Raw genomic sequence first — 17,561 nt, forward strand, 5'->3', positions numbered from 1 at the left:
CTTTACAATAATAAAGAGGTGATAACAATGGGACAAGCTATCCCTGAATTCGGTAAATTTCTGGAGAGCCTGCGCGGCTCTATGTCTTTACGTGAGGCAGCCAAAAAAAGCGGGCTTTCACACGCTTATATACGTGATCTAGAATTAGAAAAAAACCGTTCCACCAACGAAAAGATTACACCTTCGCCCGACACGCTGCAGAAGCTATCCAATGCCTACGGTTATCTGTATAGAGATATGATGATTAAAGCGGGGCATTTGGTGGAGCAAGATTTCTCGTCACCCACCACTGCATTCGATATCGATATTGATTTAACTCAAATCTATTATATAGAAATAGGTATGAAGGAAATCATGTATGGCGACCAGAAATCCAAATTAACGAAAAATGTGGATTCTTTAAAGGATTTCATTCAATTTTTGGACACATTAGAAGATCATGGATTCAAAAAAGTCGACTCCGAAATGTATGTGAACTTCCACCACATCCGTAAGTATGATGAACGTAGCGGGCGATTGTATTTTGACACTGCTGGCACTGGGGTTTCCGTAGCCCTGTCCGCTCTTCGACAGCGTAAACACCATAACCTGATTTTGCGGAAAATAGCCAACAACATTCAGTCCAGCCTTGAATATTCCTATGGTGCTTTACCTAACAGCGCGGTTCCAGGATTTGAGTTAATGTGAGGAAGGAATATATCGGCATTCTCGTTATTTTTTTTCTTTTCGCAGGTCCCGGTCCCTCTGTTTTTTTTCTCAATAAATTTACGGTTACCATTCTTCCCCTCGCTTGCTTCATAGCCATCTTCTATTTATTAAGAAAAGAAATCTTTAATGCCGATTACAATATGATGATTAAGAACACCAATTATAAGCTTGTATTCAACTCCTTGAAATACTGCATATTTGCCCATGCCATTGTTGCCTTGATTTTCAAGCCCGCCACCCTGCTTGCAGATGACCTCTTAACGATGTATCTGATTATGCCGATCAACATCGTTTTGTTTGGCCCTATAATTGAGGAAATCGTTTATCGTAAAATTATTTTTGGTTCGTTAAACCATAAATTTACCTTTCCTATCGCAGCAATAGCTTCCTCTGCAATGTTTGGTATTGCTCATATGAGCTTGAAGCTTTTTTTGGCTTATTTTGTGGTAGGATATATATTGTGTCATTTGTACAAAAAAACCAATACACTTTATGCCCCTATTATCGTGCATACATTACTAAATCTTATTCCTATCCTATTTAAAACTTTAAAAGGATAGGTTTTCCTGTTACGCATAAATGTAAGCGCTCTATTCGACAAAATTCTACTTGTACAATCCTAGGATGTAATATAGAATTAAAATATTATTTAGTAAATATAAATTTTTGCTCTCCCACTTTTAAGTCTAAATACCTATTCTAAATTATACATATTAGGATTAATGTGGAAGGAGAACTGCCCGTGGAGATATCGCTAATTGTCAAATTTATCTTTTCAACTTTAGAGCTCTGTGCAGCTACGGTGCTTGCCCTTTCCTTATTTCGCTTTCCATTGCGTTATAATATTGGAAAAATCATATTAATCTCCGTAACAATGGCATCCTTGGCCTTTTATTTAAGAGAATTCGCCATGCTCAAAAATTATGCCGTATTAAGCATGCTCTCCTCGGAAATGATTTTGATTACTTTGTTGTTTAGCCTACCTATCTATTATTCCTTATTAATAAGTATAGTAGGATTTATGTTAGGTGGAATTATTGAATATGGGGTTATGACCTTGGCGACACTACTGAAGCTAACTAGTGTAGAGATTGCTAGAACTAACTTTATTCATTCTAGCAGCATCTTTATTATTACAGCTTTAGTTATTGTTCTTATAACGGTTTATATCAGATATCGTAAGTTCGGCTTTATGTTTATGATTAACAAGCTTACGATCAGCCAAGCCATTAAAAGATACAATTTCGCCCTTTCCGCCGTCATTGTTGTATTTCTATTAATTATCCAGCTTACTTCCTTGTCCTATAATAATTTATCGATTCATGCTTTTATTCTAATTGGTTTATCGATTGTTTTTATCATTGGTATCTCAATAGCCTATAAGCACAACAAACAATTAATTAAAGAAAAATACGAAAGGTTACAAAACAGATGAATTTTATCGATAAATCAGCAACCTATGTAGCTAACTCGATAAGAACCAACCATCCACAAGCCGCATCTCAAACCGTCTTATTTTACGCTCTTAGTTTGATAATCAACTCCACACTTACGGTTATTACTGTAGTTATAATCGCAAGTTTAACAGGCTATTTGTATGAAGCGGTGGCGGTCATCTTTTTTTATACGCTGCTTCGGTATGTCAGCGGTGGTTCTCATTTGGCGTCATCGCTTGCTTGTTGTATTACTTCATCCGTGATCTTTCTTTTGGCAGCGCATGTAAACTACAATTTCTTTTATACCGGTTTGCTTTTGAATACGGCAGCGATAGCGATATTATTGAAAACGGCCCCTCAAGGCATTGAAAATATAAGCAGGATCGACAAAAAATATTACCCTTTGCTGAAAATATTTTCTGTAATCATTGTTGCATCCAATTACTTCTTCCAGCTTGATTTTCTTTCAACCGCGTTTTTCATACAAGCTTTGCACACCACAAAGCTTTTTGGAAATATCATCCATCAAATTGAAAGGAGGTTTTCATCATGAAAAAATGGATCGCTATTATCGCTAACTCCGCATTGGTCGCTATTGCTGCTGCTTTGGTTACTACAAATTCTTTTTGGGATAACCGCCCTGAAACACCTCTAGAACTTTTGAAAAAATAATAGTAGCACACAAAGTAGGGGTTGCGCTTCGACGCGCGGCCCCTTTTGCCAATCCTTCTTTTATGGAGCTGAGTCTTTATGCAGAAAATTCCCGTTACGCGAGATGGCAAGCGAGGGTCAGAAATATTAATTATTGATTCTAGCGAAGTCGTCAAAATTGATAAGGTTCGTGAACGAGAAATTTTAATCCATACCAAAGAGCATCAATATTTCCTTGACTTCTCTTTTGATAGTTTGGAAGAATGGCTGTTTGAGGATGGTTTTCGACTACTCGATAACACTAATATTGTGAATATGAATCATGTGTCCGAATATGACAATATAAAAGGCATCGTTTATTTAAATAAACGAGACCACAATAGGCCTACAACGGCGTCCACTGCCCGCATTCATAAGGAGCATGTCGAAAATGTAATGCAACTAATCAATACCTCTGACCCAGCTTCTTCTGAGCATAACCCGCAGAAGCATGACCAGATCTTTGAAAAGATTATTAGTGAAACACATGACGGACAATTACTTCGGTCCTACGCAACGATCCGCGCGGTTAATGAGCGTAAGCGAGCCGAGGAAAAAATCGTCCATATGGCTTATCACGATGCTTTAACGAATCTACCCAATCGCCTGCATTTCGACCAGCGCCTCAAAAGCAGCTTTAATGAAGCGGTTAGAACCAACGGGAAGATGGCTATCATTTTTTTTGATCTAGATCGATTTAAAGTCATTAACGATACCTTAGGCCATTATGTGGGTGATATGCTGCTTCAGTCCTTATCCAAAAAGCTTAAAGGTTATGTGAAGGAAAAGGATCTCGTAGCCCGCTTCGGAGGAGACGAGTTTATCATATTGCTTTCCAATATAGCGCACATAGATGAAGCTGCCCAATTTGCCAAGGGTATTCCTGAGTTGCTAAAGGAACCTTTTTTGTTTGAAAACCAAGAGCTGTTCGTCACTGCGAGTATAGGAATAAGTCTTTACCCCCATGATGGTACGGATTCAGAGACTTTGCTGAAAAATGCAGACATTGCCATGTATCGTTCCAAAGAGAAGGGTGGGAATTCATACCATTATTATCATCCAGAAATGAATAAACGATCCTTGCATAGATTAAGCTTAGAGATTAACCTGCGTAAAGCATTAGAGCGCAATGAATTTCAGGTTTACTACCAGCCTTTTGTTGATTTATTGAGCGGGCAAATATTTGGAATGGAAGCCCTTATTCGCTGGTTTCACCCTGAATGGGGACTGGTTTCACCAGCCGACTTTATCCCACTGGCAGAAGAAACCGGGCTTATTATACCCATAGGTAATTGGGTGCTTAAGCAAGCCTGTTTCCAAAATAAAAAATGGCAGGATCTTGGTTATCCTGCGCAAAGAGTGTCCGTAAATATATCAGCTATCCAATTTCATCAGCCGCAATTTGTGCAAATTATCGAAGATACCCTCGAAGAAACCGGTCTGGACCCGAAGCTTCTCTGCCTAGAAATTACAGAGAATGTGGCTATGACGAATGTTCCTTATATTATTGAAACGATGCAAAAGCTGAGATCCATGGGAGTTTTTATATCCATTGATGATTTTGGTACCGGCTACTCCTCCTTCAGCTACCTGAAACGGTTTCGTGTTCATACCCTGAAAATCGACCAATCCTTCATTCGGGATGTTACCTCTGATGATGAAAATGCAGCTATCGTAACTGCCCTGATTGCCATGGCTTCCCAGCTCAAAATCAAATCGCTTGCTGAGGGAGTGGAAACTAAAGAACAGCTTGATTTTTTGATGCTGAAAGGCTGTGACGAGATTCAAGGCTTTATTTTCAGCAAACCCATTCCCGCCAATGAATTTGAATTATTACTTAAAAACAACAAACAGCTATCCCTATTATGAATGATGGAAAAAAGTGAGGTCTCGACTGAAACTTTTTTCTATCTTTTTTCGTTTAAAGGGAGAGGTGCATTCATAGCTTTGAAGGGATAAGGGATATGGCAGCAAATAGTACAAGTAGCACGAAATTAAAAGCAGTCACAGCTACCAAGAAGGCTCTGCCCAAGCCACGACAAACAGCAGGCTCCGTCTTGCTCACATTAATTACGTATACGGTCTTCGTCCTGCTTTTATTTGGGATGATGTTTAGCTTGTGGTTTTTCGTAACCGAATCTGGGAGCAGCCTACGATATATGATGGCCGATACCTTAATTTCTACACAGCACCGCCACTGGGCCAAATATTTAATTGGCGAAAAAGAGCTGGATAAACGTGTGGATCGTTACTGGAAGCAATTCGATGGATTTGCCGAGGTGAAGGACCAAAAGCTGGTACAGGTCAATAAACCCGTAGAGCCTAAAGCTATTATCGAGAAAAAGCCGCTCGTAGAGGTGGAGCCTATTGAAGGCAAAAATTATAAAGGAAAATTGTTGATCGTAAATGATGCCAAAAAGCTTCGGATAGCCGTGCCTGGGAGTGTGGGCAAAGGTGAAAAAGTGTCTTCTATGGTAAAACGTTTAGGTGCTGTAGCTGGCGTAAATGCGGGCGGCTTCATAGACCCGGAATGGAAAGGAAATGGCTTCCAGCCTACTGGACTGGTCATTTCGGGCGGGAAAATCTTCTATAATGATGGCGATTTGAATACGTCTAATCATATTGTCGCGATCGATAAGGATGGACGGATGATCGCGGGAAAGTATAAGCCTAGCGAATTGCTGAAGATGGGTGTTCAGGAAGCTGTTACCTTTGCGCCGCGGTTTATCGTCAACGGGGTCGGCCAAATCAAGAGCCAAGCCGATGGCTGGGGAATCGCTCCCCGTACCTCCATGGCACAAAAGGAGGATGGAACGATCATGTTTGCCATTATTGACGGAAGGCAGCCCGGCCACAGCATTGGAGCCACCCTCTTCGATATCCAACAAATATTTTTGGAGCGTGGAGCTGTTACTGCGGCTAATCTGGATGGAGGCTCCTCAACGGTGCTTGTCCATAATAACCAAATTGTTAACCGTCCTTCAAGTGAATACGGTGAGCGGTATTTGCCAACTGCATGGCTCATATTTGAAGATCCCAAGGCTGTCCAAATCCGCAATATTTGGGAAGGTCTTGACCCTAGCAAGATTGACCCTTCGAAATGGTAGCCGAATTGCTCAAAAGCTGTCATAATAGACTCATAACTTGTAGATGAGGTGTAGATATGAATCGGGAGCAAGGCCTGGAATGGGTTGAACAAACCCGCATTATTGCGATAGTGCGTGGTGTTGAGGAGCAGCATATTACGGAGCTAGCCCAAGCTCTGCTAGACGGTGGCATACGTGCCATGGAAATTACATTGAACACTGCAGGCGCATTGAACATGATTGCAAAGCTCCAGCAGCAGTTTGGAGACCATATGTTTATCGGTGCAGGCACTGTGCTTGATATAGACGACGCGACTAAAGCTATTGAAGCTGGTGCTTCATACTTGGTTACGCCTAATACCGATGAAGAGGTTATTCGGTATGCGGTCCAGCAAGGCATCCCTGTATATCCAGGTGCCATGACACCAACAGAAATCGTTAAGGCCTGGAAAGCTGGCGCAACGGCGGTGAAAATATTCCCGGGAGCTAGCCTTGGACTTGGCTATTTTAAAGAGCTTCAAGGACCGCTTAACCATATCCCTATGCTAGCGGTTGGCGGAGTAAATGAAGAGAACATCCCCCAATTCATGCAAGCAGGCTGCTACGGCTTTGGGATTGGCGGATCGTTGGTGAACCTGCAAGAAATTGCCGCAGGTAATTTCACTTGGATCCGAGATAAGGCAGCAGCATTAACCGCCAGTGTAGGCGTTAAACGTTAAGCAGCATAGGGATTGGCAAATAAATGGGCTTGTTATTACCTGCACGCGTAATACAAAGTATAAAACCATCTCCAGCAAGCGGAGATGGTTTTATTTGTCCTGAATTGTATACGAGCACTTCAAGCCGCCCTTGACTAAACATTCCGTACGCTGCACATTCGCATCAAGCAAGGTTTCGAACATCAGCAGCTCGCAATGGCAGGCATGGTTATACTGGTTAGCCACCTGCGAAATCGGGCAGTTATGCTCGTTTATAATGTAACCCCCTGCTTCAGCAGTATCCCAGCTTGCCATGTACCCATTGGCATTCTGGATGTCTGCCAGTGCTTTGACTCTATCAGCCAGCGGCTTCCCCCGCATTTGCTCCTCGAAGCGACCAATCATTTTATCCTTGCGGCGTTCGAACAGCAGCTGAACCTGAAGCTCACCCGCTTCGGCAGCAAGCTCCCCCAATAAATCCAAGGTTAGATTATGGTAGTTCTTCGGGAATAATTCATCTGCATTTTCCGTCAGGAAATACAAATTCGTAGGCCTTCCCATCGCTTGGCGTACCAGTCTGGAGTCGATCAGGCCATCGCGCTCCAACGTATTCAAATGCCTCCGCACTGCCATCTCTGTAATCCCCAGCTGTTTAGCGATTTCACTAACCGCTAGATTTCCCTGAGTTTTCAGCATGGTTAATATCGTCCTGCGTGTCGACACTTCAAATTCCTGGTTCACTAAGCCTCACCACCTTTTGCGTTTAAGCTACACATTGCCTAAACTATTACAAGTATTGTATATGAAAACCAACCATAAGTAAATTATTATACTAAAAAGTATCAAAAGTTTATTTTCAAAGAATGCTTTACACTAATTCACGGCTTATAAAGGCTGGAACAGCTTCAGCAAAATTAGCCAATGCTTCTGGCAGCTCATGGACCAATGGGTGCAGGATTTGCCTTGGAAAGCTTACAAACTCCTGGGCAAGTGACTTACGCAGCTGTACAAGCTGGCGAAATACAGCTGCTTCCTTGTCCTCGAAGGCATGCTCATCGGCAAGAATATCGATAATATCCTCATAGCTGCTTGCATCCCGTAGCATAAAGGCATCAATTAACAGATTGCCCACATCGGTCACCGTTTCAATAGATAGGTGCAGTGTTCTTTCTTGCGCCAGCTGCAGCAGCAGCTGCTCGGAGAGTGGTGCCACTTCGCAGGCTCTTACCAGGCTTTCGCAAGCTTCAATAAGTGTGGGAATAAACGCCAGCCGCTTATTAATTTGTTCATGATTTACATAATACATGGGGCATTATCTCCGTTTCTTGTTTCTCCATTTAGACCATAACATAATAGCTGGAAAGCTAGCTATCAATAAAAAAATTAATAAGACTGCCTGCATCAAATATTCATAGCTCATAATTGCCCTTGCTCCTTCGCTGCCCCGCCCAATTGGGAGAGGTTATGCTTCTCGCGCCAATACGCCCAATGGTTGGTAGGCCCGTGTCCATTGCCAATGCCCAACTCATGCTGGATGGCCAATGTAATAAATTGCTTCGCCGTATGCACAGCCTCAATCAGGCTTTTGCCTTTGGCTAGCTCCGCTGTGATCGCTGCCGCAAATGTACAGCCCGTCCCATGGGTATGGCGTGTTGGATAACGCTCCGAGGTCATCAGGTGAAACTGCTTGCCATCATACAGAACATCGGTGGGGTCACCGGTGCGATGTCCGCCTTTAACTATAGCCGCCCTTGCCCCAAATTGCTCAACCATTCGCACAGCCGCTTCCTTCATCGATTCTAATGACGAAATTTCCATGCCGAGAATCACCTCGGCTTCCGGAATATTCGGCGTGACTAGCGCCGCTAAAGGTAATAACCGCCGGCGTAGTGCATCCTGCGCACTAGCCGCCAGCAGATTAGCACCACCTTTAGCAATCATCACAGGATCGATAACCAGCTTTTCCAGCTTATATTTGCTGACCAGATCCGCCACCAATTCAATAACCTCAGGCTGTGACAGCATCCCCGTCTTTAACGCATCCACCCCAATATCAGTGAGAACTGCCTCAATCTGGCGCTCGATTCCTTCAAGGGGGATATCATAAATCCCATGGACACCTAGCGTATTTTGCGCAGTTACCGCCGTAATGGCGGACATCCCATAAACCTCCAGCATTTGGAACGTTTTCAGGTCGGCTTGAATGCCGGCTCCCCCTCCACTGTCTGATCCAGCAATGGTCAGCGCTTTGTATACTTGTTCCACATCCATCGTCTCCTTTCGCATGTGTTTATATTCCTCGTTTGTATTCCTATTGTAAAGTGTATAGGTCTGCTTTCCTAGCGTCAAGTCATTAGCTTTGTGTTCATTTTATAACAACTTGCCCAAACGCTTTGACGGTCTGCAAACGCTGCGTTATGATATTCCTAAATCATTTTATTGTTAAAGGACGTGCAATCGATCAATAGGCATGAGCTTCATATGTTAACAACAGGCCAACAAAAGCTTACTGAGGTGGCGCATATTGCCGCTGCTTGTCCAACAGCGCTTGTCGATGTTCTCCATATTCGTGAGAAGCAGCATGGAGCACGTGAAATTACAGATTGGTATGCACAACTCCAGCCTTTATTCCCCAGCTCCGCGATTTATGTAAACGATCGGCTTGACGCCGCGTTAGCTATGCAAGCGCCTGGTGTACAGCTAGGCTACCATAGCCTTAGCGTCCGCTTAAGCCGCCTAATTCTGCCCGCGGCTGTTCGGATTGGCTGCTCCGTCCATTCTGCTGCCGAGGCCGTGGAAGCTGCTGGGCAAGGAGCGGATTACGTGATGTACGGCCACGTGTACGAATCCGGCTCTAAGCCGGGCTTGGCTCCGCGAGGGATCGCAGCATTGGCTGCAGTCGTGGAGGCCTGCCCGATTCCGGTCATCGCCATTGGCGGCATAACGCTGGAGCGGGTCGATGAAGTCTTATCGACGGGCTGCAGCGGCATTGCCTTGTTATCGGCAATCTTGCTGCATCCAGAACCGGCACAGCAAATCATACGTTATCGTGAAGCCTTAAATCAAACCCAATACAAGCCAAGGAGAGGTTATCATTGACTAGCCGTGCTACATCAGCAATCATAGTCGGTGGCGGAATTATCGGCTGCTCGATTGCCTGGGAGCTTGCCCGCAGCGGAATCCGCTGCACGATCATCGATAAAGGAGCATTAAACCAAGAGGCTTCCACAGCCGCTGCAGGCATGCTTGGTGCCCAAGTAGAGACGCACCAGCCTGGTGCCTTTTACGAGCTTTGCCGTTTAAGCCAACGGCTATACCGGGACTGGAGCGATGAGGTGCACCGGATTAGCGGCATCTCTATGCAATACATCGAAGGAGGCATCCTGCGGGCCGCGTTCGATCAAGAGGATGAGCAGGAGTTGCTAGGCCGACTGCCTTGGATCCAGAACGCCGAATGGCTGAGTGCGGCAGATATGCTCGCCTTGGAAAGCGGCCTATCTCCACATATCCGCGGCGGACTGCGCTTAGCCCAAGACCACCAGGTTCACCCTGTTCATCTGGCTGAAGCGCTGCAAGCAGCCTTACGTAAGCTAGGCTGCGCCATACGCGAATGGACCCCTGTCCATAGCCTTATTGAACGGCAGGGCCGCATCGAAGGCGTACGTACCGCTGAAGGTGTTTTATTCGCCGACCATGTCATTGTAAGCGCCGGTGCATGGGGCTCTGCTTTAACCGAGCCTTTTGGTATAGAGCTTCCCTTATTCCCGGTCAAAGGGCAATGCATATCGGTAAGGACCGAAACGCCGGCGATCCACAGCACCGTGTTTACGAAAAGCTGCTATATCGTGCCTAAGCTTGATGGCAGCCTGACGATCGGCGCTACGCAGGAAGAAGCGGGCTTTAATAAGCAATGCCATATTTCCTCCATTAGCGAGCTGCACGCCAAGGCGACCGAATTGGTTCCTCAATTGGCAAAGGCTGAATTTATTCGTACCTGGGCCGGCTTACGCCCAGGCACTCGGGATGGAATGCCGATTATGGGCTACTTAACGCAATTACCCGGACTGGTATTGGCGATGGGCCATTACCGTAATGGCATCCTGCTAGCGCCAGCGACCGGCAGGCTTATCAGGCAATTGCTGCTTAATGAGCGGGCTGACCTGGATCTGGCACCTTTTTCACCAGATCGCCCTTTACAGCTTGTTTAATCTTGTGAACAATTGGCGTACTAGAAGGACTTCGCTCATCTAACAGCGAATGCCTATAACTGCAGATACATGCAATGATGATAGATTTATGATGGAATAATCATTCAGGAGGAACACCGTATGGCTGGCATGAGCGAGACACAAGCCAATAAATGGCGTAAAACTAGAACGATCGGTAAAGGCAAATATATGCTGTTCTTCGGGATACTGCCTTGGGGAATCGGATTAGCCGGATTATTCACCGGGTTGGAATGGTTAACCCAACAAACCTTTACCCCATCTTGGCTATATATACGATTAGCGGTATTCCTTGTTGTTGGTTTTTTCATATCCAGTGTACGTTGGCATGCACTCGAACAGAAATTCCATACTTATTCAACGGACAAATAAGCCATAGATGAATTCCTTATGGCTTCTTTCCGCCTTAACTCCTCCCTCCTACAAGGGCAGGAGTTTTTCACCTTTTTATGCAAAATCCAAATAGCCTGATGCCACGAACAGCTCAGGCCGGTAGGAATCTATTAGATGAGCCGCGCGGCATATGCATATCGTGCCTTCAGGTTGATTTCTTTTTCATGATAAATAAAGCAAATAACAATAACACTTCAATATTCACAAAAGCTATGACAAAACCAACCAAACCAAATGTACGTGCGAAGCCTGTAAATAACGAAGCCCACCAGAAGGCTGCAGCCGCAAAAATAAGGAGATCGAGAGCAGACGAAGCCCCGAAGGATAAGAACAGCTTTTGCGTCCGCCACATCAGCCCTACACCCAAAGCATTCGTCACTACAAAGGCGACACCCATAATTAACCAATAATAAAAATCGTAGGACAACAGACTCACTCCTGAAAGGCCTAAATGTAGGGAACGACCTGATCTAAGGTTACCAAAACAAGCTGGCTAACACAACCAATTGCAGCTATTGTTGCGAAATTGTCACGGGTTGACAGGCCCTTTGAATGCATAGAGATTTATTGTATACTTAACAGGTACCATCTCAACCTGGAACCAATTGAAAATTAGGAGGTGCCTATATGGCACATAGCAAAGCCAAGAAAGTGCGCAAGCGCTTAGAGCGCCAAGGCAAATTGAACCCCGAGTATAACCGATTAAGCTGGAATGGAATAGACCCTTCCCTGCGTTTGACACCAACCCTGACCGAACGAAAAGAAAGGCTGCAGCATAAGCATAAATGGAACCATTCCCTGCCTGGCAGCGAAGGTTCCATTTTTATTTTCACCCCCTGGGTAAGCTGAAATTTCTTTTATACTCCTGATTTTTATGTTACATTTAGATCTGGAATTTTGCTAGTAAAACAGCATTAAAGCGTTATGAACGCTTATATAATTCCATAAATTCCATATCTTTTTTTCGGGAGGGAATCTGCTTTGTTCAGCCAAGTACGGTTTAATCTTAGAACTAAAATCATCTTGGGCTATGTGATCGTTATTATTGGACTCAGTATTTCCATCCTCTTAATTAATGAACGGGTCATTACCATGAAGAAGGATAGGGAATATATAACGAACCACGATTTGCAAGTCCATAACCTAAGCAACGAAATCGAAAAAAATATATTGGATATGGAAGATGGCAAACGGGGCTATCTGATTACGGGTAACGCAAGATATTTGGCTCCTTATAATAGTGGCTATGCCATTTGGAAAGAAAACTATGTGAATCTTTACCAGCTCATAGCAGATAATCCTGATCAGCAAAAAAATCTCGACAGTATCAAGGGTAATATTGAGAAATGGATTATTGAAGCCGCTGAGCCGGTTTTAGCGCTAAAAAGAGAAAATAATCCAGAAGGAATTATCGAATTTTTCAAAACCGACCCAGGCAAGCCTTATATGGATCAAATGCGAGCGCAATTCCAGCAATTTCGTAACACGGAGCTGGCTTTAACTGAGAACCGTAGCCTGGCCCTTATACGTGACAATGAAATTTTGCTTCATATACTAAATCTGGTCTGGTTCCTGATTTCAGCAGTTACTATAGTTATAGCACTCATCACCTCCAAGTCTATCGTTGGCACCATTCAGGCTGTTACCAGCTCCATAAGAAGCATCGTCACTTCTCAAGGCGATTTAACCATGAGAGTAAAAGTAAATTCGAAGGATGAGATCGGCGACTTGGCATTGGTTACAAATGAGCTGCTAATGAATCTGGAAGAGCAAAATTGGGTGAAATCCCATATCACCGAGATGGCTACAACGTTTCAAGGTGTCACAGACCTGCGTCTGCTTACACAGTCCTTCATCAATAAAGTAGCTGGCTTGGTCGAGGCGCAATATGGAGTCGTTTATTTGCGTAAATTATCCGATAAAAACGATTATTTAATCAAATACGCCTCCTTTGCCGGCCCAGCTGAAGAGGTTGGGGTACAAAAATTTCGTATGGGTGAAGGCTTAGTGGGACAATGCGCTACAGAAAACCGGATTATTATTGTGAACCATGTACCTAATGACTACATCAAGGTTACTTCCGGCTTGGGCCAAACCTCTCCTAAGCAAATTATCGTGGCTCCCATTATGTTCGAGAATAGCGTACTTGCTGTGATGGAGCTTGCCACCTTAAATAACTTTACGCCGCTTCAGCAGCAGATCCTTAGCCAAATTGTCGAACCATTCGGAACTACGCTCCATAACGCGCAAAGACGTACCGAAATTGAAAATTTATACAATGAATCGCAAACGATGGCTGAAGAGCTTCAAGTACAGACCGAGGAGCTCCAGACCCAAGCAGAGGAAATGCAAACCCAGACTGAGGAGCTTCGCTCAACCAATGAGAGTCTGGAAGAGCAAAACCTTTTCGTTGAACAAAAATCGCATGAAGTGGAACGGGCTAAAGAAGAGCTTGAACAATATGCGGAGCAATTAAAGCAAAGCTCCCAATACAAATCAGAGTTTCTTGCTAATATGTCCCATGAGCTGCGCACACCGCTTAATAGCTTACTTATTTTGTCCCAATTTTTAGTGGAAAATTCGAACGGAACCTTAACTTCTGACGAACAGGAATATGCACGTATTATTAATAGCTCCGGCAATGATCTGCTGGCTTTAATTAATGATATCCTTGACCTTTCCAAAGTCGAAGCCGGCAAGCTGGATATTGAAATTGGTGCCGTAAACCTGACTGAGCTTCCTCAAGTGATGGAACGCATTTTCACACCATTAGCTGAGCAAAAAAATCTGCAATTCCGGATCATTCAGCATCCCGACCTGCCTTATTTAATTTTCTCTGATGAGCAGCGGCTGCAGCAAATTTTGAAAAATCTGTTATCCAATGCGTTTAAATTTACGGAGAGCGGAATCGTTACCCTCTCCATCCGTAAAGCAGATCCGCTGGAAGCCAATATTGCCCTTCCTCATGCGGGCACTGGAGACGTTATCGCCTTCTCGATCAGCGATACGGGCATAGGGATTCCAGCGAATAAACGCCGCCTCATCTTCGAAGCGTTCCAACAAGCGGATGGTAAAACCGAGCGCAAATATGGAGGTACGGGGCTTGGCTTGTCCATCTCACGCGAGTTTTCCAGCTTGCTTGGAGGGAGCATTACGCTTGAAAGCGAGGAAGGCAAAGGTAGTACCTTCACGCTCTTTATTCCCTGCTTGCAAAGCTCCACTTCCACGGAACTGGTTAGCACCTATTCAGAATCGTCCGCTACCATCGTAAGCAGCTTTGAATTAGCGGAGCCTAGCTTTACTCATTCTGCTACCTTGGATGCGATGAACATCGAAGCTGCCCAATCCGAGCAGAAACGGCTAAATGAGTTGCCGTCAAGCCGGAATATTTTCCAAGGTAAACAGGTGCTTGTAGTTGATGATGATGTACGCAATATATATGCATTGACCAAAGCACTTGAGAATCAAGGCATGCAAGTAATCGCTGCACACAATGGTCGCAAATGTTTAGATGTACTGAAGCTGCACACTGATGTGGATATCATCCTTATGGATATTATGATGCCCGAAATGGATGGCTACCAAACCATGAGGCATATTCGCCAAAGCGCAGCATACAATGAGCTTCCGATCGTTGCCCTTACAGCCAAAGCGATGAAATACGACCGTGAAAAATGTCTAGATGCAGGCGCTTCTGATTACATTAGCAAGCCGATCGACTTGGAGCAATTATTTTCCGTTATGCGCGTATGGCTGAGCAAATCTTAAGCTGAGTATTCAAGCAAAATATAGATGGATGCTTGGCACAAATCTTCACAAATCGAAGTATGGGTTGTAGTGTATTTTCAAGTAAGCATGAAGAAAAAGAAGCTTTCGCTAAATAGCGAGGCCACTGAAAAACTAGAGTAATTTGATTGAGTAGCTAAAGTATTTGGGAGCGCAAATTATTTTGTGTAAATGGGTTTTTTACCGACAAACCGTTACATCTAGAGGCTTTGCATGGAGGGGTGGGCATGCAAGGCTAGACTGCCTTATCAATAGGAGTTTACGAGTATCGCTAAGCAAACTCAGCGGCACATTAAATTCATTGAGTTACATGCTCCTCAATCGTTAATTTCATACTATGTTAATGATTCATGGTATGCGTGTAAACCAGTTCCCGACTCGCAGCGTGCTCAATTCGGTCTCCGTTCGAATGATCCGAAACCCCAGGTTTGAAGTCAGAAAATGTAATGGTATCCGGGGATGACTTTAACGATTTAGGACTATTCCAAATGATTGTGGAGGAGCTTGCCGTGCGGCTGCTCCTTTTTTGGTTTATTAAAGTACGTGCAGAATAGTTCTGCATAAAACTTTTGATTCCTTATGACCCTAATTGGTCCGTTTTATTTGCAGAAGAAGCATACAGCATAAAAAATGCAATTTCTGATATCGTTAGTTCAATCGAACATTTCGGTAGCACTTCAGTATATGGGCTGGATGTTGTTATTTTGAGATGGTTATTTTTCGAAAGGTGTTTATTCTTCTTCCTTAATCCACGACCGGGAACCATCCCGGAATATTGGTTATAAATCCCCACAAATGATCGGGAACTACTAATTCTTTTTGAGCTAGTCGGGGAAGTGTCGTTCTAATTTCTTTTTCCTGTCCGCTTTGTACCTTCTCAACCCATTTAGGCTCCATGATCAAGGCATGACCCATTGTTACTAGTGGGATTCCAGTCCCCAGTGCTTTAACGACATCATCCGGTGTGGAAAGACCGCCAACACCGATTACAGGCACGCGATTACCTGCACGCTCCTGAACCATTACTACACGCGACTTAGTGCTGTTGGATTCTTCCCTCCTCGGTTCACCCCAGAAATGATCCACGGAAAGATGGATGTAGTCCAGCTTCTGTTCGGCCAGAACATCCACGAATTGAAGAGTATCTTCCATTGTGATGCCGAGACTTTCTCTTTCCTCCGGAGAAAATCTATACCCAACAACAAACGGTGATTTTGCATGTTTTGTAACCATTTCTTTTACGCGTTTGATGATTTCAAGAGGGAATCTCATTCTCTTTTCTAATGTCCCGCCCCATTGGTCTTCTCTTCTGTTGGAATGCGGAGAGAAAAATTGCTGAATCAAGAAGCCGTTCGCGCCATGAATCTCAACTCCGTCAAATCCGGCTTCAATCACCCTTCGGGTTGCATGGGCAAATTCATGAATAGCATTCTCAATTTCCTCTTCTGTCATTGCCTTTGGGGTAGCAGATCCTTCATGCTCTGCTGCAACTGCGCTTGCACTTAACGGTTGCCCTCCAGACAGCAACGCCGGATTACTTCTACGGCCCGCATGAAAAATCTGGACAAAAGCTTTGGAACCTTGTTCATGAATAGTGTTTGCCAATGTTTTTAGGCCTGGGAGCAGAACGTCATCGTCAACGCCGAAGCCGTTTTCCATCAATTTTCCGTTTTGCGAAACAAGGGCACTGCTGGTAATCACGGCGCCTACACCCTGAGACCGTTCAATATAGTAAGCCAATTCTTCTTCAGTAACTGCTCCGTTAGACTTTGATGCCGCAAGGGTCATAGGCGCCATAATCACCCTGTTTTTTAACTGCACTCCAGATGGAAGCTCGAACGGCTCGAAAATGGATTTGTAATTGTTGTTCATGTTTGTTCCTCTTTTCTTTGAGTTATTTTATATTAAGGACCTTTCGGTCCGGAATAAATAAAAAAAAGTACACTTTCATTTATCTCAAATTCCCTAATATTACAGACACAAAATCCTCAATCCTGTTTTGACTTGTTTGTGCTCGCACCATCACATTTACACCTTGTAAGGAGACAGTTAAAAATCGGGCAAGCTTAAGGGAATCGATTTTAGACTGGATAGAACCATTGATTTTACCGATCTCAATTGCATTAAAAAATGCATTTTCAACATCTTCGAAATCTTTTTCAATCACTTTTTGAAATTCTTTATCATGTGGCGCCAATTCGATAGCTTCATTGGAAGTCATGCAACCATTGCTAACTTTATTAAGGAGGGCCATAAAAAATAATTCGATACCCTGGTATACATTCTCATTGCTCAAATAATTATTGAGTACGGACAGACGCTCCTTGCGATATAAATCAAATGCTCTTGAAAATAAATCATGTTTGTTACCAAAAGTCTCGTATAAACTACTCTTACTAAGTCCAGTAACATGCAGCAAATCATTTAGGGATGCCGATTCATAACCTTTAGTCCAGAATAAAATCATCGCTTTCCTTAATACATCTATTTCATCAAAGTTACGTGGACGAACCATTCGTACCTCACCTCCTTAAAAAT

General features: G+C 43.9%; 20 protein-coding genes. 14 read left to right on the forward strand and 6 right to left on the reverse strand.

The features are described from left to right. The first annotated feature begins 27 nt into the window (after nucleotides 1-27). From G9U52_RS16070 to G9U52_RS16105, 8 genes are all read left to right on the forward strand, one after another. Nucleotides 28-687, forward strand: coding sequence for a helix-turn-helix domain-containing protein (locus tag G9U52_RS16070; protein ID WP_166151834.1), 660 nt, complete (start codon nucleotides 28-30; stop codon nucleotides 685-687). Next, nucleotides 684-1,268, forward strand: a complete 585-nt coding sequence (locus tag G9U52_RS41385; RefSeq protein ID WP_166151315.1) for a CPBP family intramembrane glutamic endopeptidase — start codon at nucleotides 684-686, stop codon at nucleotides 1,266-1,268. Before G9U52_RS16070 ends, G9U52_RS41385 begins: the two co-directional genes overlap by 4 nt. Nucleotides 1,269-1,450: 182 nt before the next feature. After that, nucleotides 1,451-2,143 (forward strand): hypothetical protein, encoded by a 693-nt coding sequence (locus G9U52_RS16080; RefSeq protein ID WP_166151317.1) that lies wholly within the window; start codon nucleotides 1,451-1,453, stop codon nucleotides 2,141-2,143. Beyond that, entirely contained in the window at nucleotides 2,140-2,697 is a 558-nt protein-coding gene (locus G9U52_RS16085; RefSeq protein ID WP_166151319.1) for an accessory gene regulator B family protein, read from the forward strand. The genes G9U52_RS16080 and G9U52_RS16085 overlap by 4 nt, the downstream gene beginning before the upstream one ends. Next, nucleotides 2,694-2,816, forward strand: a complete 123-nt coding sequence (locus tag G9U52_RS16090; protein ID WP_166151321.1) for a cyclic lactone autoinducer peptide — start codon at nucleotides 2,694-2,696, stop codon at nucleotides 2,814-2,816. Before G9U52_RS16085 ends, G9U52_RS16090 begins: the two co-directional genes overlap by 4 nt. 78 nt (nucleotides 2,817-2,894) lie before the next feature. Next, on the forward strand, nucleotides 2,895-4,703 hold the full coding sequence (locus tag G9U52_RS16095; protein WP_166151323.1) for an EAL domain-containing protein: 1,809 nt from the start codon (nucleotides 2,895-2,897) through the stop codon (nucleotides 4,701-4,703). A 95-nt stretch (nucleotides 4,704-4,798) separates the two neighbouring features. Beyond that, on the forward strand, nucleotides 4,799-5,941 hold the full coding sequence (locus tag G9U52_RS16100) for a phosphodiester glycosidase family protein (RefSeq protein WP_166151325.1): 1,143 nt from the start codon (nucleotides 4,799-4,801) through the stop codon (nucleotides 5,939-5,941). A 56-nt stretch (nucleotides 5,942-5,997) separates the two neighbouring features. Beyond that, nucleotides 5,998-6,639, forward strand: a complete 642-nt coding sequence (locus G9U52_RS16105; protein WP_166151328.1) for a bifunctional 4-hydroxy-2-oxoglutarate aldolase/2-dehydro-3-deoxy-phosphogluconate aldolase — start codon at nucleotides 5,998-6,000, stop codon at nucleotides 6,637-6,639. A gap of 90 nt (nucleotides 6,640-6,729) precedes the next feature. On the opposite strand, the gene G9U52_RS16110 is transcribed toward G9U52_RS16105, so the two are convergent. From G9U52_RS16110 to thiD, 3 genes are all read right to left on the reverse strand, one after another. Beyond that, entirely contained in the window at nucleotides 6,730-7,359 is a 630-nt protein-coding gene (locus G9U52_RS16110) for a helix-turn-helix transcriptional regulator (RefSeq protein WP_166151330.1), read from the reverse strand. A gap of 127 nt (nucleotides 7,360-7,486) precedes the next feature. Next, nucleotides 7,487-7,924: a DUF86 domain-containing protein gene (locus G9U52_RS16115; protein WP_166151333.1), complete on the reverse strand. Its 438-nt coding sequence runs from the start codon at nucleotides 7,922-7,924 to the stop codon at nucleotides 7,487-7,489. A gap of 110 nt (nucleotides 7,925-8,034) precedes the next feature. Then, nucleotides 8,035-8,883: a bifunctional hydroxymethylpyrimidine kinase/phosphomethylpyrimidine kinase gene (gene thiD, locus G9U52_RS16120; protein ID WP_311764876.1), complete on the reverse strand. Its 849-nt coding sequence runs from the start codon at nucleotides 8,881-8,883 to the stop codon at nucleotides 8,035-8,037. A 174-nt stretch (nucleotides 8,884-9,057) separates the two neighbouring features. Between thiD and G9U52_RS16125 the strand changes: the two genes are divergently transcribed. From G9U52_RS16125 to G9U52_RS16135, 3 genes are all read left to right on the forward strand, one after another. After that, nucleotides 9,058-9,717 (forward strand): thiamine phosphate synthase, encoded by a 660-nt coding sequence (locus G9U52_RS16125; protein WP_243767369.1) that lies wholly within the window; start codon nucleotides 9,058-9,060, stop codon nucleotides 9,715-9,717. Then, complete coding sequence (thiO, locus tag G9U52_RS16130) at nucleotides 9,714-10,826, forward strand: glycine oxidase ThiO (RefSeq protein ID WP_166151337.1); 1,113 nt, start codon at nucleotides 9,714-9,716, stop codon at nucleotides 10,824-10,826. Before G9U52_RS16125 ends, thiO begins: the two co-directional genes overlap by 4 nt. Before the next feature lie 120 nt (nucleotides 10,827-10,946). After that, complete coding sequence (locus G9U52_RS16135; RefSeq protein WP_243767370.1) at nucleotides 10,947-11,216, forward strand: hypothetical protein; 270 nt, start codon at nucleotides 10,947-10,949, stop codon at nucleotides 11,214-11,216. Nucleotides 11,217-11,382: 166 nt separating this feature from the next. On the opposite strand, the gene G9U52_RS16140 is transcribed toward G9U52_RS16135, so the two are convergent. Then, on the reverse strand, nucleotides 11,383-11,664 hold the full coding sequence (locus tag G9U52_RS16140) for a hypothetical protein (RefSeq protein ID WP_166151339.1): 282 nt from the start codon (nucleotides 11,662-11,664) through the stop codon (nucleotides 11,383-11,385). 200 nt (nucleotides 11,665-11,864) lie between these two features. Here G9U52_RS16140 and brfA point away from each other — a divergent pair, with 200 nt between their 5' ends. From brfA to G9U52_RS41695, 3 genes are all read left to right on the forward strand, one after another. Next, nucleotides 11,865-12,086 carry a ribosome rescue factor BrfA gene (gene brfA / locus G9U52_RS16145; protein ID WP_166150829.1) on the forward strand — a complete coding sequence of 74 codons (222 nt, stop codon included), beginning with the start codon at nucleotides 11,865-11,867 and terminating at the stop codon, nucleotides 12,084-12,086. Between the two features lie 132 nt (nucleotides 12,087-12,218). Then, a complete protein-coding gene (locus G9U52_RS16150; protein ID WP_166151341.1) occupies nucleotides 12,219-15,005 on the forward strand; it encodes a CHASE3 domain-containing protein in 2,787 nt (928 codons plus the stop codon). A 587-nt stretch (nucleotides 15,006-15,592) separates the two neighbouring features. Next, nucleotides 15,593-15,808 (forward strand): GrpB family protein, encoded by a 216-nt coding sequence (locus G9U52_RS41695; protein WP_166151343.1) that lies wholly within the window; start codon nucleotides 15,593-15,595, stop codon nucleotides 15,806-15,808. Here the strand turns inward: G9U52_RS41695 and G9U52_RS16160 are convergent. Then, complete coding sequence (locus G9U52_RS16160) at nucleotides 15,768-16,895, reverse strand: NADH-dependent flavin oxidoreductase (RefSeq protein ID WP_166151346.1); 1,128 nt, start codon at nucleotides 16,893-16,895, stop codon at nucleotides 15,768-15,770. The two genes, G9U52_RS41695 and G9U52_RS16160, sit on opposite strands and share 41 nt — an antisense overlap. Before the next feature lie 79 nt (nucleotides 16,896-16,974). Next, nucleotides 16,975-17,538, reverse strand: coding sequence for a TetR/AcrR family transcriptional regulator (locus tag G9U52_RS16165; RefSeq protein WP_166151348.1), 564 nt, complete (start codon nucleotides 17,536-17,538; stop codon nucleotides 16,975-16,977). Between the last annotated feature and the right edge of the window lie 23 nt (nucleotides 17,539-17,561).

The organism is Paenibacillus agricola, assembly GCF_011440305.1.
GTDB classification, from domain to species: Bacteria; Bacillota; Bacilli; order Paenibacillales; family NBRC-103111; genus Paenibacillus_S; species Paenibacillus_S agricola.